A 22541-nucleotide genomic window follows, 5' to 3' on the forward strand; every position below is an offset into this window, starting at 1 on the left:
TTATCCATGAGTATCGAAATTAAGGTACCCGTACTGCCAGAATCTGTTGCTGATGCAACTATTGCTACTTGGCATGTTCAAGCTGGTGAGCAAGTTTCTCGTGATCAAATCCTTGTTGATATTGAAACCGACAAAGTCGTACTTGAAGTTGTTGCACCTGAAGATGGTCAAATTGCTGAATTCCTTGCGGAAGAAGGCGAGACTGTTTTAGGCGAAGCCGTGATTGCTAAGTTCGTTGCTGGCGCAGTAGCGGGTCAAGAAGTGACTAAAGCTGAAGCTGAAGCGGCAACGCCTGCAGCTGCAGCTGAAGAGACAAGTGATGCTTTAAGCCCATCAGTTCGACGTTTAATTGCTGAGCATAATCTTAATGCAAACGCAGTTAAAGGCACTGGCGTTGGTGGCCGTATTACTAAGGAAGATGTTGAAGCATTTGTTAAAAATGCTAAAGCAGCTCCTGCCCCTAGCGCACCAGCCGTTGTTGCAGCGCCGCTTGCTGAACGTAGTGAAAAGCGTGTACCGATGAGCCGTCTGCGTAAGACGATTGCTAATCGTCTACTTGAAGCTAAAAATTCTACTGCCATGCTAACGACGTTTAACGAAGTTAACATGAAGCCAATCATGAATATCCGTAAGCAATATCAAGAAGTTTTTGAGAAGCGCCACGGTATCCGTTTAGGTTTTATGTCTTTCTACGTGAAAGCCGTGACTGAAGCATTGAAGCGATTCCCAGAAGTTAACGCTTCTATTGATGGTGACGAAATTGTTTATCATAACTATTTCGACATCAGCATCGCCGTTTCGACCCCTCGTGGTCTAGTGACTCCAGTGCTGCGTGACACCGATAAGATGAGCCTTGCAGACATCGAGCGTAATGTTCGTGAACTTGCGCTTAAAGGCCGTGACGGTAAGTTAACTGTTGCTGACATGACCGGCGGTAACTTCACCATCACTAACGGTGGTGTATTTGGCTCGCTAATGTCGACTCCAATTTTGAACCTGCCACAAAGCGCGATTTTAGGCATGCATGCCATCAAAGATCGCCCTATGGCAGTTAATGGTCAGGTTGAAATCCTGCCTATGATGTACCTCGCACTTTCTTACGATCATCGTATCGTAGATGGTCGTGAGTCGGTTGGTTATTTGGTTGCTATTAAAGACTTCCTAGAAGACCCAACTCGTCTGCTACTTGACCTATAAATCAAGACAGACAATACCCTCGCTGCAGGTCCATTTGGGCCTGTTGAAAAATTGATTAGTAGTATAATGGATAGATCATCATGAATTTGCATGAGTATCAGGCAAAATCTTTATTTGCCGAATATGGTTTACCAGTGTCAGAAGGTTTTGCATGTGATACAGCTCAAGAAGCTGTAGAAGCTGCAGGACATATTGGCGGTGATATGTGGGTTGTTAAGTGTCAAGTACACGCAGGCGGCCGTGGTAAAGCAGGTGGCGTTAAAGTTACTGGCGATAAAGAAGAGATCAGAGCATTTGCTGAAAAGTGGTTAGGTAAGAACCTAGTAACTTATCAAACTGACGAGAAAGGCCAGCCGGTTGCTAAAATCTTAGTAGAAACCTGTACCGATATCGCAGAAGAATTATACCTAGGTGCTGTTGTAGACCGTGCAACACGACGCGTTGTGTTCATGGCTTCAACTGAAGGTGGTGTTGAAATTGAAACTGTGGCAGAAGAAACGCCAGAGTTGATCCATAAAGCTATCATCGACCCGATTACAGGTCCTCAACCATACCAAGCACGTGATCTTGGCTTCAAATTGGGTCTAAACCCAACACAAATGAAGCAGTTCACTAAAGTCTTTATGGGCTTGGCGAAAATGTTTGAAGATCATGATTTCGCATTACTCGAAATCAACCCACTTGTTATCACAAACGAAGGCAACATTCATTGTCTTGATGGCAAGATTGGTATCGACGGTAACGCTTTATTCCGTCAGCCTAAAATCCGTGATATGCACGATCCATCACAAGATGATGCTCGTGAAGCTCACGCTGCTAAGTTTGAACTTAACTATGTAGCACTTGACGGAAACGTGGGTTGTATGGTTAACGGCGCAGGCCTAGCAATGGGTACGATGGATATCGTAAACCTTCATGGCGGCAAGCCGGCTAACTTCCTCGATGTAGGAGGCGGAGCAACTAAAGAACGTGTTGCTGAAGCATTCAAGATCATCTTGTCAGATTCAAATGTTAAGGCTGTTCTTGTGAACATCTTTGGCGGTATCGTTCGTTGTGACATGATTGCTGAAGGCATCATTGGCGCAGTGAAAGAAGTTGGCGTTGAAGTGCCTGTTATTGTACGTCTAGAAGGGACTAACGCTGAACTGGGTCGTGAAGTGCTTGCGAACTCAGATCTAGATATCATTGCTGCTACAAGTCTAACTGACGCGGCTGAGCAAGTTGTTAAAGCTGCGGAGGGCAAATAATGTCTGTCTTAATTAATAAAGATACCAAAGTTATCTGTCAAGGTTTCACTGGCGGTCAAGGTACATTCCACTCTGAGCAAGCTATCGATTACGGTACTCAGATGGTCGGTGGTGTATCACCAGGGAAAGGCGGTAAAATTCACCTAGGTCTTCCAGTATTTAATACTGTTAAAGACGCAGTTGAAGTGACAGGCGCTACAGCGTCAGTTATCTACGTACCAGCACCTTTTTGTAAAGATGCAATCCTTGAAGCAATCGACGGTGGCATTGAGCTAATCGTATGTATTACTGAAGGTATTCCTACGTTAGATATGCTTCAAGTTAAAGTTAAACTTGAAGAGACTGGCGTACGTATGATCGGTCCTAACTGCCCAGGTGTTATCACTCCGGGTGAATGTAAGATTGGTATCATGCCTGGTCATATTCACAAGCCGGGTAAAGTCGGTATTGTTTCTCGCTCTGGTACGTTGACGTACGAAGCGGTTAAGCAAACAACTGACGAAGGTTTCGGCCAATCAACATGTGTTGGTATTGGTGGCGACCCTATTCCTGGTACTAACTTCATCGACGTATTGGAAATGTTCCAAAACGATCCACAAACTGAAGCAATCGTAATGATTGGTGAAATTGGTGGTACTGCTGAAGAAGAAGCAGCTGAATACATTAAAGCGAATGTGACTAAGCCTGTTGTTTCATACATTGCTGGTGTTACTGCACCTGAAGGCAAGCGTATGGGCCATGCTGGCGCGATTATCGCTGGCGGTAAAGGTACTGCAGAAGATAAGTTTGCTGCGCTAGAAGCAGCAGGCGTAACAACTGTACGTTCTCTTGCTGATATTGGTAAAGCACTTCGTACTAGAACGGGTTGGTAATAACCACGTTTTATTGAAAAGCCGCTCTCTTGTAGAGCGGCTTTTTTATTGGCTCATTTAAAGGGCTCATAGATGATTTCTATTTTAGTTAGCGATATTCATTAGGGCATTAAGTCATTTCTAATTATTATTTTTGTCGCAAGCATAAGACAGCACTATTACTGCTCATTATAAATCACTGACTCTTCCATAATACCTAGCGTACCATCTGCAACGTTTTCAATTTGCAGCATTAGCTACCATAAAATATTTCTACCAGCACTTCTTAAATTAAAGTCGGTGGGGTTAACGGTATTTAAACGATTAAAAATATTAATCAGCGAATAATATAGAAGTCCTATTGATCAAACGAAAAGCTAATCGAGTTGCAGTTTTAAACAAGCTATTGGTATGCCGTTAACGTGATGGGTTAAACACTGGAGAAGACTCATTTAAAGAAGCACTGTTAGCGTATCTACATTAATCTGCCTTATTGTTTTTAGAGCTTAATAGTGCATTTATCAGTGTGGCTAGAACTTATGGTGCAAAAATCGCTATATTTAGTCAAAAATATGGCGGTATAGCCACCATCTGTTATACCTAATTTATCTATAGAGGAACTTGTAGGTACATTATATGTCTATGGTCAGTGCAAAAGAGTTTTCGGATTGGTTAAGGTTAAGGTTTGAAGGGCTTAGTGAAGGAGTATCTTTAAGCCGAAAAGATATCAATCAGCTTACGGGTCGGCAAAATTTTTCATCAGATTTTGTTAATGATATTCATTTTGAATTAATGCGTCATGATTTAGCTTTTGTGACGGACACGTCTCGTGAAAATTTTTATCTAGTTCCAATTAATAAACAATCGTGGCGTGTAAAGCTCGAAGAGCAGTTTGAGAAAGAGATTTTTTGTAATGTCATACCGCTAAATATCTCTAATAATTAAGCGAGGTCAACGAGTCTGTGGGATCTTCTTTGGGATTTAGTCTCTTTGTAAAAAATTTAATATTGTTAGCAGCGGATGCTTATAGCCCCTCAATAATTTAATTCCTATCTCCAAACACTATTTTTCATATAAGTCAGTGTTTACCTTGGTTCACTTCGTTAAATGACTTTAATATCCCTTTAATCTGTTACCATTACGGCTAATTTTTCTCGGTCGATAGACTTGGGTTGCTACAATTTTATAGGATGTTGTAAACAAAAAATGGTTATTATTTCAATCGTTTTCCCGCTCATTTTTATGGCTGTTTTAGGTTATGTATTAACCACTAAATCCATTTTTTCTAAAGAACAAATTAGCGGTATTAGTTTGTTTACCTTCTATCTCAGCATACCTGCGTTTTTGTTTATTAATATGGTTCAAGCAGACCTTAGTAAGAGCTTTGATGTTAAAGCCTTAGCCTGTTTTTACTTGCCTGTACTTACAGCATATGGCGTCGGCGTCGCGTTATATTGTTTCCTACGTAAAGGTCAGGCTAAGCTTATCGCTAATGCGTCTGCTTACGGCCTCGGATGCAGTTATTCAAATACAATCTTGGTCGGCCTACCTATTATTATCGGGGCGCTTGGACAAGAGATGATGGGAAATGTATTTGTAATTATTACATTTCATAGTGCATTACTGTTCTCTTTAACCTTCATGCTAGCGTTGAGAGAAGAGGGCGCTGGTGTTAAGTGTTGGCCTTTTATAAAAGGGATAGTGCTTAACCCGATAGTGATGAGTATTTCTTTAGGTTTACTGCTGAATTTACTGCACATTCCGCTATATGAAAATGTGGTTAATGGGATTAATTTACTTAGTCAGCCAGCGTTAGCCTGTGCACTTTTTGTATTGGGTGCCAACCTGAGTTTTTATAAAATAGCTAAGGACTGGAAATTGGCATTGCTTGCTTCGTTGGTTAAGTTGTTACTGCTTCCTTCGCTCGTTTATGCTTTGGGGTTATCATTGAAGTTGGAGGAGCAACTGTTAGCGGTACTTGTACTCTTAAGTGCTTCACCTCTCGGTATCAATGCATATCTGGTGGCAATGCAAGTAAAGGCTCAACAAACAGTGATAGCCAGTACTGTGGTGCTTTCCACAGTACTGTGTGTATTTTCAATGAGCTTTTGGTTAGCGATTTTATTATGAGTGATTTACATTATTGCTCGCATGTCTAGCGCGAGAAAACTCCGCTGGCGATAGGATATAGGTATCTTCGCTGTAAAAATCTTCGCTGTTTGCCATCCTCCACCATTCTCTCCAAGGTCCCTCTATTGGTTTTTCATCGACCAAGTCATTTTCCTTTAAAGGTTTAATGAGACTGCCTACAGACATTAGTAGGCCATATGGGGTGCGTCTTTTTAGCATATGCGGCATGAGTTTGGCGGGATTATCTAACCCCATCGTACCGACCAGTTCGAAGAAGCTTTCAATGGTGTTGTTGTGGTAGTTTTTAACCCGTTCACTTTTTTCAACCACATTAACCGCCTTGCTTCTGGCGGGATCTTGTGTGGCAATGCCCGTAGGACACATGTTGTTATTACAATGACGAGATTGAATACAGCCAAGCGACATCATCATGGTGCGGGCTGCATTAACGGTATCCGCACCCATGGCAATTTTGGCTAACAAGTCGAAACTGGATGCTGTTTTACCCGAAGCGATAATATTAATTTTGTCTCTGAGTCCAGTGCCTATAAGCGCATTGTGAACAAAATATACGCCTTCAAGACATACCATGCCTAAACGATTAGAAAACTCGACGGGTGCGGCACCAGTGCCGCCCTCTGCACCATCTACAGTGATGAAGTCGGGTGTTATCCCTGTTTCAAGCATCGCTTTGCATAGACCCAGAAATTCAACTGGATTACCCATGCATAGTTTGAAGCCAACCGGTTTTCCTTCGCTTAATGTTCTCAGTTTAACAACAAAATTGAGCAGATCTTTGGGAGTTGTACATTCAGGGTTAACCGCGGGAGACACACAATCTCTGTCTTTGGGAATATGGCGTATAGCGGCAATTTCATCAGTGATTTTTGCTGCGGGTAAAACGCCGCCATGTCCGGGTTTTGCGCCTTGTGAGAGCTTTATCTCAATCATCTTTATCTGTGGTCGAGTTGCCATGGCACTGAAAGTGTCTGGGTTAAAGTTACCTTCATCATCACGGCATCCAAATAATCCTGAGCCAATCTGCCAAACGATATCACCATGATGTTTCAAGTGGTAAGGGCTAACACTACCTTCTCCTGTATTGTGGTAACAGCCGGCTTTCAGGGCGCCTAGGTTTAGCGCTTCAATAGCATTAGCACTAAGAGAGCCAAAGCTCATTGCTGATATGTTTAAGTAGGAGGCATCGTAGGGTTTTAAGCAGTCAGGCCCACCAAAGCGAACACGTTTAGCCTCTGCCACCACATGCAGAGGGTGTAATGATTGCCAGAGACTTAAATAATTATCTTCTAAAAGATCGCGCTGAGTACCAAAAGCAATGGTGTCACGTACATTTTTAGCTCTTTGATACACTAGTGAGCGCTGCTCGCGGTTAAAAGGCTTCTCTTCAGTGTCATTGGCAATAAAATATTGTTGAATTTCGACACGATAGGATTCAAGGAAGTATCGAATATGCGCCACAACAGGGTATAAACGATTTAAAGTATGTTTGCTGTGGTACATATCAAAATAACCAACAGCGGTATAGCTGAGCGTAAACAGCAGCAATAATATCGTCCCTACACCTACCTGGCTGAGGGCAAAGTTAATGGCGAACAAATTTCCAAAGGAAGCGATAATCCAAAAGAATTTTTGCATGATGGTCATAATTGTTCCTTACTATTATACAGCAGATAAGTCTCAGTGATATTGAAAGCCATTATTGCAATTTAGGCAAACTTGTTTTAATACTTTCTAATTTAAACAGAAACTGGGTATATTAATAGCAATAATCGTCAATGAGTCGCGAATACAGATAGGCATACAAAGCTGAATCAGTCGTATGTTGCAGTGATGTGCAATACCAAGGAGTTCAAAGTGATAATCGCAGAAACGGAACGGCTAATCTTACGCAGGTTTGAGTCTAAAGATATTAAAGCTATTTTTTTACTCAATAGTATTCCGGAAATTCTCACCTATATACCGGGTGCGCCGATGACGAACATTTCTCAGGCTGAACAGATTTTCGAAAATATGATATTGAAAAATTATGAACAATTTGGCTATGGCCGTTGGGCTGTAGAGCATAAGGCCGATGGTAACGTTATCGGTTTTTGTGGGCCGAAATATATCGACGAGTTTGATGAAGTGGAATTGGGATACCGTTACTTACCCGCTTATTGGGGGAAAGGGATCGGAGGCGAGGCTGGCAGTGCCGCACTATCAAAATTCGTAGATTACGGTGTCAAAGAAGCGATTGCATTGATTTTGATCGGTAATAAAGGCTCTGAAGGGGTCGCTAAAAAGTTAGGCATGACAGAACGTGGTAGAGACAAATTTATGGGGCATAAAGTAAACGTCTTTCACAAACATCTCTAATATCGAGAACCCATTTACTCGAATACAGTGATTTCAATTCCCGCGGAATGAGCAACTATATAGTGGAATGGAGATAAAACAAAAAAACCAGCATTAAGCTGGTTTTTGTTTTTTTAATTTCTTTTATGCTTCGCCGTGCTCGCAGTTGTCGTTAGTGCAAACACCATAAAGGTATAAACTGTGGTTTGTCAGTTTAATATTGTGCTTCATCGCGATTTCATCTTGACGCTGCTCAATCATATCGTCTGAGAATTCGAACACTTTGCCACAAGTTAAACAAACTAGATGGTCATGATGATGCTGGGTAGCAAGTTCAAATACTGCTTTGCCGCTTTCAAAGTGGTGGCGGGTAACAATGCCTGCATCGTCAAACTGATTGAGAACTCGATAAACAGTTGCCAATCCAATTTCTTCACCCAATACGAGCAGTTTTTTATAGAGATCTTCAGCACTGATGTGTTGACTCTCTGGCGCTTGCATCAATTCTAAAATTTTGACTCGTGGTAAGGTTACTTTCAAACCCGCTTTCTTTAGCGCTTGATTTCCATCTGTCATTATTGGTCTCTTGATTGCAGAACGGCCTGATAACACGAGCCAGTTCATATGTGGGTATGCAATCCATTATATGTGCACAATTAGAAAACTTAAACCTTTGATCTATCAATAAGCCATCTATTGTAGATAAAAGCGATAAAGCCGATATAAAACAAGCAATTTAAGCATACTTTTTGTATTGTTATTAGTGTTTATACTAACGCCTAATGTGAAAAGGGTTGTTAACTAGGCAAAATGGAAATAATAAAACTAAGAAATAGGATTGTAGATGTACCAGCAGATAGTGATATTAACCGGAGCAGGGATCTCCGCAGAATCTGGATTACGTACCTTTCGAGATCAAGATGGTTTATGGGAGGAGCACAAGATTGAAGAAGTTGCCACACCTGAAGGTTATGAGAATGACCCACTGCTCGTTGAAAAATTTTATAATGAGCGCTGGCAACAGTTTCATAATGGGTCCATCGAGCCTAACGCAGGTCATTTAGCCCTGGCAAAATTAGAAAGTGAGTTCGATGGTAAGTTGCTCGTCGTAACGCAAAATATTGATGATTTGCATGAGAGAGCGGGATCACAGCGTCTATTGCATATGCATGGCGAACTTTCAAAAGGACGTTGTCCGCGTTCTAGACAAACCTTTCTGCTTAGAGAGCCTTTTGGCCCAGATCATACTTGTACCTGCTGTATTCCAGCGCAAAGGCTCAGGCCTCATGTTGTTTGGTTTGGAGAGATGCCAATAGGCCTCGATAGAATTCAACATGCATTGGATACGTGCGATCTGTTTATCGCCATTGGCACTTCAGGCACGGTTTATCCCGCAGCGGGTTTTGTCGATACCGCTAATCACCATGGTGCTCAAACGATTGATGTTAATTTATTGCCGGCAGATCGCCACAGTCAATTTCAGTATCATTTAGAGGGTAAAGCCAGTGAGGTTTTACCGAAATTAGTTGAACAGATCCTGCAAGGTAAAGTCCTTAATGATCAGTTACAAGTAGGGTAGCGTCAATGCGTGAACAAATTGATACTCCAAGGCAGGCGATTATAATGCGTGGACTGCCCGGTAGTGGTAAAAGTTACTGGGTGTCGCAGTTTGTCGAGGCTAAAGTTCAGCAGATGGAGTTGAGCGGCACGCCCGCTCAAGTCGAGGTTTTTTCAACCGACCAGTACTTTTGTCAAAACGGTATTTATCAGTTTAATGTTAAATTGTTGTCCAAATACCACCAATTAAACCTGACAGCCTTTATTGAAGCGATGTCGGATGCTGTACCGTTTGTTATTTGTGATAACACCAATCTAGCACTGTGGGAGTTTAAGGCATATCAAGCTGCTGCAGTAGCGTTAGGGTACGAGGTTCGCATACAGCAAATGGGTGTTCCTACAGATTTAGAACACCAATTAGTGTGCGCAAAACGCAATCGTCATCATGTTCCACTCAATAGTATCAAACGCATGGGATCAGTGTTTGAAGCCCACTAATTCTTAGGCTGCTTAGCTTTCATTATTACGCTAAACGTCATTATGGTAAATGGCGTATCAGCCATAATGGGGCCAATCTTACCGCTCATCACTGTTGCTAATCCATCGTTTATCGCGATATGCAAGGTATGCTCGACTGCACAATATTGTCACCACAGCGTAAACTTCAACATGCTCTAGTTTGGCGTCAATACCCTTGTTGCCTTGGGTATCGTCGAGGTTCAGATAGGTTTCTGACAAGGCAATATCTAAGCGTAGAGTTGTAATTGACCATCTTTGTCGCAAGCCCTGCTTTACACTTGTTCAGGCATAACACCATCAAATGGCTCTATGGGGCACACCATCTGCTGTCTCTCTGAACTTGAATTCGTTATCTGCTAACACGTGGGGGGGTGAGTGTTTTGATTGAATAAGTAGATTGTAAACCGAGAGGGCATATTAACAGGGGCTAGGGCAAGGTTAGTCGATTTTAGCATTGTAAGATAACAGAGACTTTGCGTCTAAGCCCTGAATAATTACGTGCGTTAGATTATTAAAAACAAGGGCATTATTGTAAGTCAAAGATAAAGATGATTAAAATAACCATATATGTGAGTCAATAAAAAAGCCTATAGATTTTCATCTATAGGCTTTTATTAAAGTGTAAAACTCCTAGGAGCAATAACTATGATTAATAGTTACTTCTTAGCTTCAGCAGCTTTTCTTTCTCTAACATCAGCGATAACTTTCTCAGCAATGTTGTTTGGACACTGACTGTAGTGAGAGAACTCCATAGAGAACTGACCACGGCCTGATGTCATAGTACGTAGTGTACTGATGTAACCAAACATTTCTGATAACGCTACGTCAGCTTTTATACGAACACCTGAAACGCCAGCCATTTGGTCTTTAATCATGCCACGACGACGGTTAAGGTCACCAATAACATCACCAACATGGTCATCTGGAGTGAACACGTCAACAGCCATGATTGGCTCAAGAAGCTTAGGATCTGCCTTTGGAATTGACTGACGGAAAGCACCTTTTGCAGCGATTTCGAATGCGATAGCTGACGAGTCAACTGCATGGAAAGCACCATCATGAAGTTCAAACTCAACGTCAAGCACAGGGAAACCAGCAATAGTACCGGTACCCATTAAGCTCTTGAAGCCTTTCTCAACGGCTGGCCAGAATTCCTTAGGAACGTTACCACCAACAACTTTAGAGGTAAATGTTAAACCAGTGTTGGCTTCGCCTGGACGGATGATGTAATCGATCTTACCGAATTGACCAGAACCACCAGACTGCTTCTTGTGCGTGTAGCTATCTTCAACAACCTGAGTGATAGTCTCACGGTATGCCACTTGTGGCTCACCGACAACCAAGTCAACACCGTAGGTACGCTTAAGGATATCAACCTTAATGTCTAGATGAAGTTCGCCCATGCCTCTAAGGATGGTTTCACCTGAATCTTCGTCAGTTTCAACGCGGAAAGTTGGATCTTCAGCAATCATTTTACCGATAGCGATACCCATCTTCTCACTGCCACCTTTATCTGTCGGTTTAACAGAGATAGAGATAACTGGCTCTGGGAATACCATAGCTTCTAGAGTACAAGGGTGCTTAGGATCACAAATAGTGTGACCAGTTTGCACGTTCTTCATACCCACGATAGCGATAATGTCACCAGCTTGTGCTGAAGATAACTCGTTACGCTCATCGGCTTGCATCTCAACCATACGACCAACACGCTCAGTTTTACCTGTGAACGAGTTAAGGATGGTGTCACCCTTGTTAAGTGTACCTGAGTAAATACGTACGAAGGTCAGGGCACCGAAACGGTCATCCATGATCTTGAATGCTAATGCTTTAAGTGGCTCATCGGCAGATACGATAGCGAATTCACCATTTGGCTCGCCTTCTTCGTCGGTAAGCGGCTGTGGATCAACTTCCTGTGGAGCTGGTAAGTAATCAACAACGGCGTCAAGCAGAAGCTGCATACCTTTGTTCTTGAAAGCAGAACCACAGTATGTTGGGAAGAAATCTATCTTACGAGTACCGGTACGGATACAACGCTTGATGTCTTCCATAGATGGCTCTACGCCTTCCATGTATGCTTCTAATAAGTCATCGTCTTGCTCAAGAGCAGTTTCGATTAGCATTTCACGGTATTCTTCTACAAGCTCTACCATGTCAGCAGGAATTTCTTCAATCTTGTAGTTTTCAGCTTGTCCGGTTTCGTCCCATATCCAAGCCTTACGAGTCAGCAGATCAACCAGACCTGTGAACTCATCTTCGATACCGATCGGAAGTACCATGATGATCGGGTTAGCACCCAGAACATCTTTAGTTTGCTTAACAACACGTAGGAAGTCAGCACCCATACGGTCTAACTTGTTGACGAAGATGATACGAGCAACTTCTGATTCGTTAGCATAACGCCAGTTAGTTTCTGATTGTGGTTCAACACCACCAGAACCACAGAATACGCCGATACCGCCATCAAGCACTTTAAGAGAACGATAAACTTCTACTGTGAAGTCAACGTGGCCAGGGGTGTCAATAACGTTGAAACGGTGGTCGTTCCAAAAACAACTAACAGCAGCAGACTGAATGGTAATACCACGCTCAGCTTCCTGTTCCATGAAGTCAGTTGTTGATTCGCCATCATGAACTTCACCGATCTTATGGATTTTACCGGTAAGCTTAAGGATACGCTCAGTTGTGGTGGTCTTACCCGCGTCAACGTGAGCAAAGATACCAATGTTTCTGTACTTTGATAAATCAGTCATTTTTCTACTCTATTGGAGTTACGTTCTAAAATTCCGCGCAAGTATAGCAATACTTTCCCATTTATTTTATTCATTTTTATCATTCAGGGCTAAATTTCGCGAAATATCATGAAAAAACCATATTTTTTGGCCTAAAAGGGCTCCGGGCAATGTTTCACAACGCTCCGTTTGGCAGGCGGTGTTGCTTAATTCTTATACTGAGAACTGAAAAGCCAGTGGCAAGCTAACGCATATTGCAGATTCAGCAGATCCAATAAACGAAGAGGATTCGCGTTGCTTTTGGTGCACTTCCAACGGTTATTCCAACGGCAATGTCAGTTGCAATAGTGAGTTCGAAAAATAGCCGTTAGCTGACGTTAAAGGCTAACAGCGAGTATTTGATATATTAGCATTCAACATTAATGTTAAATGCTAAATAAATAACATGAAAAGTGCGGGCTTAGGCTCAACGGAACCTAATCCAATGAAAGAACGGGCTCAACAGCTCATGATTGCTCTTGCCTTTACCTTAACCTGCATCGCTAATCGATTGAGCTTTAAAAATAAATTGACCTAGTTGCTATTGTAACACTGCTAACTTTTAATGATTGGCGCACGCTTTTAGTGCACTTTCAGGATAAGCGGGCGTTGCAAATAACAAGTAAAGTCCTCGGCTTATCGACTCATCTTATGTTGAGCTAGATCAAGCGCTTCGATTCACTGAGGTGAGCAGAGCCGCTGTGCAAAACCGGTTTCTGAACATAAACTGCGTCGTAAAGATGTTGTTGCGAGTGCGAAGGTGCAAGATATGACTGCTAATGTATAGCGCATCTTAGTTCATCTGCTAGCTGAAACTTACACCATTACTGACGATGGACAGTCAAAAGGTGATCATTAAAGAGCACGTTTATAATGCGTTAATATCAGCGCTAGAAGCAGCATTTATGAGCTAAATAGTAACCAAATGTAAGGACGGTTAGCGCTGGGAATTGACGGTTTTAAATGCTCGCGGTAGCCAAATCCACAATAGAGCGACTGAGCGACGCGGAAAAGCGCGTGGCGAATATATCGCTGACTTAATGGCACCCAAGCCACCTTATCCACATTTTGTTCCCTCGAAACCGTTCATGCTTTGTTACAGTCCTTTGCACAATAATTTGTCCCTTTTACACTAGCATTACGTAATCCACTTGATTAGCTGAAAACTAAATAGAGTAAGGGATAAAATATGCAGGTAAAAGGGATGATTTTTGCTATTGGCGGTAAACTCAAGTCGGTTAACTTTATTGGCCTCATTAGCAGGCTCTTACTTGGCTTAGCGATGGTATTCATTCTGCTGCTAGTGCCTTTAGGTGCTTATAGTAAAGCTGAACGTGATACCACTGAGGTTTTGATTCAGCAATCTCATATCGAAAAAGCACAGCTACAGAAGATGAAGCACTGGCTTGAAAATGGTGTGAAAGTGGTTGAACTGACGTTAGGCCCAATGCCTGCCGACAGACTGAATGTCGAATTGGTCAAAAAATCATTTGCGAATGAACCCGTCCCTTTTGCTCAAGTCATACGGGGGGATCCCAATAAAGTTAAGCTGCAAGTTAATCCAACTTGGCCTTTGCAAAACTTTGTTGATGACTGGACCTTATATCATGAGTTATCACACCTATATCTTCCCTACCTGAATTATTCAGCGTTTTGGCTCAATGAGGGCTTTGCCACCTATATGCAGAATGTCAGCATGCTAAACGGTGGGGTGATTGATAAAAAGGCGTTCATGCAGAAGGTGCTTGCGGGGTTAGAGAGGGGGCGTAAAAATACATTATTAAGACCGGGAAAACTAAGCGACGTTTCGGCCGATATGTGGCGTCAGCACGCCTATATGCGGGTGTATTGGACCGGTACAGCCTTTTTTGTTGAGGTTGACTTACTGCTGATGCAACAAGGAAGCAGTTTGGCGGCGGTGGTCGGAAAATACAGTCAGTGTTGTTTGGCACAAGAGAGTACGGGTGAAGCATTGATGCAGCAGTTAGATGCTATTGCTGATACTCGCTTATTTTATCAAACGTACCGCCGTTATATCGATAGACAGGATTTCCCGATGATTAAAGCTGAGCAGCTGCAACGATTAGCGCGGTATTATTCATCACAAGGCAATTTACTAAGGCATTTTCCAGAGCATTCGCAAGCGCATTCAAAAGATGGTTCATTACAGAATTGAGTTTTCAGCATTAAATCTTCAAGGCGATAAAAATGTGGGCTAAAAAGATAATGCAACGCCAACGGCCTGTACCGTCAGCGAGTTTATTGTTGTCCTAACCGTGACTGATAAACGCCTGTTTATCATCAGATAGCTTAATTTGGCTAGCGACGGTTTTCATCGCAGCTGTGAGTTTAGATAACTGCGTGGCTGAGATGGTATAGGGCGGCATGATGTAGATGAGATTGGAGAAAGGTCGGATCCAAACGCCTAAATCAACAAACTGCTGCTGAAGCTCAGCGGTATTCAATATCGAATTCATCTCTAATACGCCAACGGCACCGAGTACTCTGACATTCACAACGTTGCTAAACGCCTTGGCGTCAGCAAGTTCAGATTTCATCTGTGACTCAATACTTGATACCTGCGCTTGCCACTGTTGTTGGTTTATCAGTTCTAGACTGGCGATGGCAGCAGAGCAAGCGAGTGGATTCCCCATAAAAGTAGGACCATGCATGAAAACGCCTGCAGGAGAGTCGCTAACACCTTTGGCGACCTTATCACTACACATAGTTGCAGCAAGTGATATATAGCCACCCGTGAGCGCTTTACCCAAACACAAAATGTCGGCTTCAATGTTGGCGTGTTCATAAGCAAATAATTTGCCTGTACGGCCAAATCCAGTGGCGATTTCATCTAAAATGAGCAACACATCGTATTTGTCACAAAGGCGGCGCAAAGCTGTTAGATACTCAGGGTGATAAAAGCGCATGCCACCCGCACCTTGCATGATGGGCTCTATCAATACTGCCGCAATCTGTTGGTGATTGTTTTCAAACATGTCACTAATAGAGACCAATTCTTCAGGATCGAACGTATCCCCGAAGCAAGAGGTTGGCGCGGGGGCAAACAACTGTTTGGTCACCAACTCGCCAAACATGGTATGCATACCGCCATCAGGATCGCAAACGCTCATAGCGGCAAAAGTATCGCCATGGTAACCACTCTTGACCGTAAGAATTTTCTGTTTATCGGGTTTGGCTTTACCTTGCCAATATTGCAGCGCCATTTTCATTGAAACTTCAACTGCAATAGAACCTGAATCGGCTAGAAATACCTTTGTAAGATGCTCACTGGTCATATCCACAAGCATTCTTGCCAGCTCAATCGCAGGGCGATGGGTGATACCACCAAACATCACATGGCTTAGCTGCTGTGTCTGCTGTTGCATCGCGGCCACTATTTTTGGATGACTATAACCATGAACACAGGCCCACCACGAACTGGTGCCATCAATTAGCTTGTCACCATTTTGCAATGTGAGTTCGACCCCTTCAGCGCTTACCACACCAAAAGCCGGCAAGGCATTTTCCATCGACGTATAAGGGTGCCAAAGATGGTTCTTATCAAACTCCAAATCAATAGATTGATCGGCCGATTGCTCGACGGCTTGAGTGATTGAGTATTTTTTTGTGTTCATAAATTAACCGTTAGTAAACCTTTTAAACTGGTTGGCGTTGACAGGTTAAGGCTTGTAGGTATCCTAGGCAAGATAAATAATAACTAGATCACGCGATGCCTGTGGCTTATGTTACTGCTTAGTAAGGATATAATTTATAACCCTTACTTTTCCCTGTACATTTATTAGCTCAGTAATTATAAACACAGCGTTAGTATTGATACCAAAGCACGTTTTTTTAATGAGTGTGGTAGAAAAGGATTAAGTATGTCTGAAGTACAAGTGAGAAATAACTGGCAACGCGAAGAGATAGAAGCCTTGTTTGCGTTACCAATGAATGATTTGTTGTTTCAGGCGCATAGCGTACATCGCCAAGAGTTTGATCCCAATGAGGTTCAAATCAGCCGTTTACTCTCTATAAAGACAGGGGCTTGCCCGGAAGATTGTAAGTATTGTCCGCAAAGTGCTCGTTATGACACTGGTTTAGAAAAAGAACGTTTAGTCGCAATGGAAACGGTCTTAACTGAAGCGCGTAGCGCAAAAGCGGCTGGCGCTTCACGTTTTTGTATGGGGGCTGCTTGGCGTAATCCAAAAGAGCGCGACATGCCCTATCTAAAGACCATGGTTGAAGAGGTTAAAGCCTTGGGCATGGAAACGTGCATGACGCTAGGCATGCTTTCATCCGACCAAGCCGGTGAATTAGCCGATGCAGGACTAGATTATTACAACCATAACTTAGACACTTCACCTGAATATTATGGTGAAGTCATCACTACCCGCACTTACCAAAATCGATTAGACACGCTATCAAATGTGCGAGCTTCAGGAATGAAAGTGTGCTCAGGCGGTATTGTGGGGATGGGCGAGAAGGCAACCGATAGAGCAGGGCTACTGCAGCAGTTAGCCAACCTAGAGCAACACCCCGATTCAGTACCGATTAACATGTTGGTTAAAGTCGAAGGCACGCCATTTGAGAATATTGAAGATTTAGATCCGCTTGTGTTTGTGCGAACTATCGCTGTGGCGCGTATTATCATGCCCAAATCTCGTGTACGTTTGTCGGCCGGCCGTGAAAGCATGTCTGATGAATTACAAGCCATGTGCTTCTTTGCGGGGGCAAACTCAATCTTCTATGGCTGTAAGTTACTTACCACGGCAAATCCTGAAGAAAATGATGATATGAGTTTGTTTAAGCGTTTAGGTTTGCACCCAGAGCAGGGCGTGGCTGCAACGAAAGAGCAAGATAAAGCCATGCTGGCTAAAGCTGCAGCACAGCAAGACAAAAAATCCTCAGCATTTTACGATGCAGCAGCGCTTTAATTTTCAGTAAAACAATATCAGGCGCTAACATTCATTTTTAGCGCCTCGTTTGGCTAACGTATTGATAAGTTTTTATTATACTATGAGTACTTAGGTTCCGCTTTTCAATTGAGTCGAGTTAATGTCTGACGCTGCTGATCGAAATACAACACCGCCTTCACTGCAATCGAGAGTCATCGATAAAAATCGTGAACTCGATAATAAAGGACTGTTGAGAAAGAGAGTTGAGGTTATCCTTGATACTGAACATGCTAATTGCTTTGAAGTCGATGATTTACCATACATAAATTTTAGCAGTAATGACTACTTAGGCTTGTCGAGGTCTGCAAATGTCATTGATGCGCTGCATAAAGGCGCGCAGGATTATGGTGTTGGCGGCACATCGTCTCCGTTGGTGACTGGTTATAATCAAGCCCACCAACAATTGGAGCAAGTCCTTTGCCAAGCAACGGGTCACGAAGCCGCATTACTATTTTGCTCCGGTTTTAGCGCCAATAATGCCTTAATGAAAAGCCTGTTTAACGGCAACGATACGGTAGTGGCCGATAAACTGGTACACGCCTCGGTGATTGATGGATTACAAGAGAGTGGCGCTGTTATAAAGCGTTTTCTTCATAATGATTTAGCATCAGTAAACACCCATTTTGAACGTCATGCTCCCTGCGCTTTATTAACTGAAAGCGTCTTTAGCATGGATGGCGATATTGCGCCTTTGGCTGAATTATCGGCGCTGTGTAGACAGTATAATGCGTGGCTTATTGTTGATGATGCACATGGCTTTGGGATTATCGGCGACAAGGGGCTTGGCGCCAGCGCACTTGCAGGCGATATTCATATCGATGCGCAGATAGTCACTTTTGGAAAAGCACTCGGCGGCCAGGGCGCAGCCATTTTAGGAAGCCGTGAGTTAATCGACTACCTCGTTGCCAATGCCCGTCATTATATCTATTCGACGGCGTTGTCTCCTGCCATGGCGTGCGCTGTTTGCGCTGCAGTAGAAACAATTATTGAGCGTCCCTCACTCAATGAGCAGCTACAGCAGAACATTGATTGTTTTATAGAAGTATGTAAAACAAAAGATATCACTTTAACGGGCTCAACCACTGCAATTCAACCGATTATTATCGGTGACAGTGCGAGAACCCTTGCGATTGCAAAACGATTGAAAGAGCATGGTTTTTGGGTTGGCGCAATAAGACCCCCTACGGTAACTCAGGGAAGTGCCAGACTCCGAATCACCATAACAGCAGAGCATTGCGCAGAAGAGATTAACGCATTTGTCGCCGTACTTGCTGATATTTTACAAGATGATTAAAGCGCTTGTTTATCAGTATGATTTCCATCTCTCATAGCGTTTAGGATCCAATGTCGTGAAAACAGGGGTAAACCAGTTAAAAAGTGATGTCGCTCATCGGTTCTCCGCAGCGGCATCTTCATACCATTCACATGATGTTTTACAGCGAATTGCAGCTAAGTATTTGTTCGATAAAATGTCGCCTACTCAACCCTTACTCGATCTTGGTTGCGGCCCCGGAACCTCATTTACGCGTTTTAATCATATCGAAGATGTTATCTGTGTCGACATCGCACAAGGAATGCTGCGCACGCTGAAACAAGACTTTCCAGATTACAAGGCGCTGTGTGGTGATGCGCAAAACTTACCTTTGTTGGATGCTTCAATAGCGACGGTTTATTCCAATGTTGCACTGCAATGGTGTAGCAATCTGCCGCTTGCGGTAGCAGAAGCCAATAGAGTCCTTAACGTGGGGGGGGAGTTTAATGCCAGTATTGTAGCCGAAAATAGTCTGTACCAACTGTCAGATCTCCGCTTAAACGTTAACCGATTTAAAAGCGAACGAACGATAAAAGACTGCTTTAATGAAGATGTTTGGACCATTGAGCATATAGAGACGCGTGCTATCACGGTATATTTTAATGACTTTAAGTCGTTACTTCAGTCCATTAAAGGTGTTGGTGCATCTACCGTTGAGGTTAAAAGTCAGCTTAATCAAGGTCACGTCACATTGAGAGGGCGAGGCGATTGGCAAAAATTGCTTAATAAGGCAGAGTTAAGCCGCGGCCCGCAGGGGCTTCCTTTGACTTATAATATCAGTTTTATCAAAGCGAGAAAGACGCGTTAATAAAGGCTGAAAAACCTTGGAGTATGCATGACTTATTTTGTAACCGGGACTGACACTGACTGCGGTAAAACGTTAGTGTCTTCAGCATTGTTAACAGCAGTAAAGGGAGAAACGGTTGGGTTTAAACCTGTAGCGTCAGGTTGTGAGCAAACCGAACAGGGCCTTAGAAACAGTGATGCACTAGCGCTGATGGCAGCATCAAGCATCAAGCTTCCTTATGACGACGTTAATCCGTTTGCCTTTTTACCGGCTATTGCACCGCATATCGCCGCGAGCGAACAAAATATCTTGTTGTCACCGAAAAAGATCCAAGCCCAACTCAATATGGCGCAATATTTAGGGGCCGACTTCGCACTTGTCGAAGGGGCGGGTGGTTGGCGTTTGCCATTAGGCGATGGTCACTTCATGTCTGAAGTGGTGCAAGCGATGCAACTGCCAGTAATATTAGTGGTTGGCATGAAACTAGGGTGCTTAAATCATGCGTTGTTGACTGCAGAAGCGATTGAGCGAGATGGCCTTGTAATTGCGGGCTGGGTTGCGAATCAAGTTGACGCTGACATGGCTAATCAACAAGATAACCTAGCGGCATTACAACAGATGATGTCAGCACCGTTTCTTGGCCATATTCCTTATCTAGGTAATGCTACAGCAGCAGAAGCGGCGTTGCACCTTGATGTAACACTGCTCGCTTAGACAATCAACTCCTCGCTATTTTAGCCCTTTAAATGACGCTAAATTGTTCATTTTATTAAGGGCTATCCCTCTGTTAAAAAAGATTAATCTTCTTATCCTTCTATTCAGTAGCGATTTAAGATTAGATTAATAAAAACGGCATAAACTCGCAGCTCCTGATAAATAAAGCGAATCGTCTAAGATAAACGCAGTTGAACTGTTTTTTGCTTAGCGCACCTTGAAATTTCAACTTTTGGACATATTATGTCTTTAAGAGTGTTTATCTGGAACGTATGAATCCTACAGGAGCTTAAATGAAGCGTATATTTTTACTGATTGCTACCAATATGGCGATCTTATTAGTGGCATCAATCGTGATGTCTATTTTGGGTGTTAATACTTCAACCATGGGTGGACTGTTAGTCTTCGCTGCTATTTTTGGTTTTGGTGGTGCATTTATCAGCTTGGCTATCTCTAAATGGATGGCAAAGAAAACCATGGGTTGTGAAGTCATTACAACGCCTCGTGATAATACCGAGCGTTGGCTCGTTGAGACGGTTACGCGCCAAGCGGAGCAAGCGGGGATTAAAATGCCTGAAGTGGCCATTTATCAATCGCCAGAATTCAATGCTTTTGCAACGGGCCCGAGTAAAAACAACTCGTTGGTCGCAGTCAGTAGTGGCTTACTTTATGGTATGAATCATGATGAGATTGAAGCGGTACTCGCTCATGAAATCAGCCACGTTGCTAACGGTGATATGGTGACGCTGACGCTTATTCAAGGCGTGGTTAATACCTTTGTGATTTTTGCAGCTCGAGTGGTTGCAGGCATTATCAACAATTTTGTGTCTAGCAATGATGAAGAAGGTGAAGGCCTTGGTATGTTCGCCTATATGGGCGTTGTCTTTGTGCTCGATATGCTGTTTGGTATCTTGGCATCAATGATAGTGGCGTACTTCTCTCGTATTCGTGAGTTTAGAGCAGATGAAGGCGGTGCTAAATTGGCCGGTAAAGCGAAGATGATTGCTGCGCTCGACAGGCTTCGTCAAGGCCCAGAGACAGGCGCTATGCCAGCTCAGATGTCAGCACTTGGTATCAATGGTAAGAAATCAATGTCTGAATTATTGATGAGCCATCCACCACTTGAGAAACGTATTGCGGCTCTAAGAGCAAGCTAATTCATGTTTCACTAATAAAGCCGATTCGGAGGTTAAACTTCCGAATCGTGTTTTTACCACTCAAAATCAAGATGATAATTGAACGCTTGTGGGCTTTCATAGCGCAAGTGAGCCGTATAATTTGATGGAGCGCACGTTTTGCTATTTACCACAATGATATGATCTTCAAACTAAATTAGTTGCGAATTTGTCATTCCTTAGCTAAATTAAGCTAAGTCGTGCTAATAATATTGATCGCAAGATGGAAACAAACCTGACTGATAGCGTTTCCACTATGCGGACATTAAATGAGGATACAATTGTGAGCAAAAAACTATTAAGTGCAATCTTTGGTGCGGCTATCGCAGCGCTAGCATTATCTCCTGCTGTTTTCGCTGAAGGCCAAGAACTGGCTGAAATGCATGCAGAAATGGACGGATGTGAAGCATGTCACGCAGACGGTTCTCCATCTGCAGATGGCGAGTACGAATTTGAGCAATGCCAATCTTGTCACGGTACATTAGACGAGATGGACGCTGTTCATCAACCACACGATGGCATGTTGATGTGTGCTGATTGTCATGCACCTCACGAAATGAACGTGGGTGATAAGCCAACATGTGACAGCTGTCACGATGATGGCCGTACGGCAGAGTCAATACTTAAGTAACCTAAACCGTTACCAATAAAAGCCAGCTTCGCGCTGGCTTTTTTGTGCCAAAAATTTGAGACTGATGTTTTTAATCGATGTCAGGCGTCAATAGTGACTCAATGTGGTCACCTGATCTTTTTCCGTTGATTCGTCCTCTTGTTGTTATTTGTCTATCGTTTTAAATCTGCTAATACCTCTTTATGGTTATCCCATTGTTTTTTATCAATAGTTTGCCTGATTTTAGTGCGTGAATATGCACTCATGTAGCACATTAGATGATAACTTATGAATTCGTTTTCTTTATTTAGTATATAAAACAGTTGGTTGTGTATTGGCATAGGATTTGCGAAGTGATAGGCAT

The 22541-nt window shown here is 43.0% G+C and carries 20 protein-coding genes; 15 read left to right on the plus strand and 5 right to left on the minus strand.

The features are described from left to right. Positions 1-6 precede the first annotated feature (6 nt). From odhB to CXF86_RS21915, 5 genes are all read left to right on the plus strand, one after another. Entirely contained in the window at positions 7-1197 is a 1191-nt protein-coding gene (gene odhB, locus CXF86_RS21895) for a 2-oxoglutarate dehydrogenase complex dihydrolipoyllysine-residue succinyltransferase (RefSeq protein ID WP_102040021.1), read from the plus strand. Between the two features lie 80 nt (positions 1198-1277). Beyond that, positions 1278-2444, plus strand: coding sequence for an ADP-forming succinate--CoA ligase subunit beta (gene sucC, locus CXF86_RS21900; RefSeq protein ID WP_101091138.1), 1167 nt, complete (start codon positions 1278-1280; stop codon positions 2442-2444). Beyond that, positions 2444-3316, plus strand: coding sequence for a succinate--CoA ligase subunit alpha (sucD, locus tag CXF86_RS21905; RefSeq protein ID WP_101091137.1), 873 nt, complete (start codon positions 2444-2446; stop codon positions 3314-3316). Before sucC ends, sucD begins: the two co-directional genes overlap by 1 nt. 615 nt (positions 3317-3931) lie before the next feature. After that, a complete protein-coding gene (locus CXF86_RS21910; RefSeq protein WP_101091136.1) occupies positions 3932-4240 on the plus strand; it encodes a hypothetical protein in 309 nt (102 codons plus the stop codon). Between the two features lie 261 nt (positions 4241-4501). Further along, a complete protein-coding gene (locus CXF86_RS21915) occupies positions 4502-5425 on the plus strand; it encodes an AEC family transporter (protein WP_102040022.1) in 924 nt (307 codons plus the stop codon). Here the strand turns inward: CXF86_RS21915 and CXF86_RS21920 are convergent. Then, entirely contained in the window at positions 5420-7090 is a 1671-nt protein-coding gene (locus tag CXF86_RS21920) for an FMN-binding glutamate synthase family protein (RefSeq protein ID WP_102040023.1), read from the minus strand. The genes CXF86_RS21915 and CXF86_RS21920 overlap by 6 nt on opposite strands. Positions 7091-7300: 210 nt before the next feature. Here CXF86_RS21920 and CXF86_RS21925 point away from each other — a divergent pair, with 210 nt between their 5' ends. Continuing rightward, positions 7301-7801: a GNAT family N-acetyltransferase gene (locus CXF86_RS21925; RefSeq protein ID WP_102040024.1), complete on the plus strand. Its 501-nt coding sequence runs from the start codon at positions 7301-7303 to the stop codon at positions 7799-7801. A gap of 123 nt (positions 7802-7924) precedes the next feature. Here CXF86_RS21925 and fur read toward each other — a convergent pair whose 3' ends face one another. Next, positions 7925-8356, minus strand: a complete 432-nt coding sequence (fur, locus tag CXF86_RS21930) for a ferric iron uptake transcriptional regulator (protein ID WP_101091237.1) — start codon at positions 8354-8356, stop codon at positions 7925-7927. A gap of 268 nt (positions 8357-8624) precedes the next feature. Between fur and cobB the strand changes: the two genes are divergently transcribed. Together cobB and CXF86_RS21940 are read left to right on the plus strand one after the other, a co-directional pair. Continuing rightward, positions 8625-9359 carry a Sir2 family NAD+-dependent deacetylase gene (gene cobB / locus CXF86_RS21935; RefSeq protein WP_101091132.1) on the plus strand — a complete coding sequence of 245 codons (735 nt, stop codon included), beginning with the start codon at positions 8625-8627 and terminating at the stop codon, positions 9357-9359. Between the two features lie 5 nt (positions 9360-9364). Further along, positions 9365-9835: an AAA family ATPase gene (locus CXF86_RS21940; protein ID WP_101091131.1), complete on the plus strand. Its 471-nt coding sequence runs from the start codon at positions 9365-9367 to the stop codon at positions 9833-9835. Positions 9836-9913: 78 nt separating this feature from the next. Here CXF86_RS21940 and CXF86_RS22895 read toward each other — a convergent pair whose 3' ends face one another. Then, a complete protein-coding gene (locus tag CXF86_RS22895) occupies positions 9914-10075 on the minus strand; it encodes a hypothetical protein (RefSeq protein WP_180961136.1) in 162 nt (53 codons plus the stop codon). Positions 10076-10512: 437 nt separating this feature from the next. Then, positions 10513-12606, minus strand: a complete 2094-nt coding sequence (gene fusA, locus CXF86_RS21945) for an elongation factor G (protein ID WP_101091129.1) — start codon at positions 12604-12606, stop codon at positions 10513-10515. A 1207-nt stretch (positions 12607-13813) separates the two neighbouring features. Here fusA and CXF86_RS21950 point away from each other — a divergent pair. After that, on the plus strand, positions 13814-14800 hold the full coding sequence (locus tag CXF86_RS21950; RefSeq protein ID WP_102040025.1) for a M61 family metallopeptidase: 987 nt from the start codon (positions 13814-13816) through the stop codon (positions 14798-14800). Between the two features lie 94 nt (positions 14801-14894). Here CXF86_RS21950 and bioA read toward each other — a convergent pair whose 3' ends face one another. Further along, positions 14895-16259, minus strand: a complete 1365-nt coding sequence (gene bioA / locus CXF86_RS21955) for an adenosylmethionine--8-amino-7-oxononanoate transaminase (protein WP_102040026.1) — start codon at positions 16257-16259, stop codon at positions 14895-14897. 246 nt (positions 16260-16505) lie between these two features. Between bioA and bioB the strand changes: the two genes are divergently transcribed. From bioB to CXF86_RS21985, 6 genes are all read left to right on the plus strand, one after another. Further along, complete coding sequence (gene bioB / locus CXF86_RS21960) at positions 16506-17558, plus strand: biotin synthase BioB (RefSeq protein WP_101091126.1); 1053 nt, start codon at positions 16506-16508, stop codon at positions 17556-17558. Between the two features lie 121 nt (positions 17559-17679). Further along, complete coding sequence (locus CXF86_RS21965) at positions 17680-18873, plus strand: 8-amino-7-oxononanoate synthase (RefSeq protein ID WP_101091125.1); 1194 nt, start codon at positions 17680-17682, stop codon at positions 18871-18873. Positions 18874-18928: 55 nt separating this feature from the next. Further along, positions 18929-19699: a methyltransferase domain-containing protein gene (locus CXF86_RS21970; RefSeq protein ID WP_101091124.1), complete on the plus strand. Its 771-nt coding sequence runs from the start codon at positions 18929-18931 to the stop codon at positions 19697-19699. Between the two features lie 27 nt (positions 19700-19726). Beyond that, positions 19727-20392 (plus strand): dethiobiotin synthase, encoded by a 666-nt coding sequence (bioD, locus tag CXF86_RS21975; RefSeq protein ID WP_102040027.1) that lies wholly within the window; start codon positions 19727-19729, stop codon positions 20390-20392. Between the two features lie 293 nt (positions 20393-20685). Then, positions 20686-21549 carry a protease HtpX gene (gene htpX / locus CXF86_RS21980; RefSeq protein WP_101091122.1) on the plus strand — a complete coding sequence of 288 codons (864 nt, stop codon included), beginning with the start codon at positions 20686-20688 and terminating at the stop codon, positions 21547-21549. A 301-nt stretch (positions 21550-21850) separates the two neighbouring features. After that, positions 21851-22198 carry a tetraheme c-type cytochrome CctA gene (locus CXF86_RS21985; protein ID WP_180961137.1) on the plus strand — a complete coding sequence of 116 codons (348 nt, stop codon included), beginning with the start codon at positions 21851-21853 and terminating at the stop codon, positions 22196-22198. Positions 22199-22541: the final 343 nt, after the last annotated feature.

It is taken from the genome of Shewanella sp. GutCb (genome assembly GCF_002836135.1).
In the GTDB taxonomy this organism is placed as follows: domain Bacteria; phylum Pseudomonadota; class Gammaproteobacteria; order Enterobacterales; family Shewanellaceae; genus Shewanella.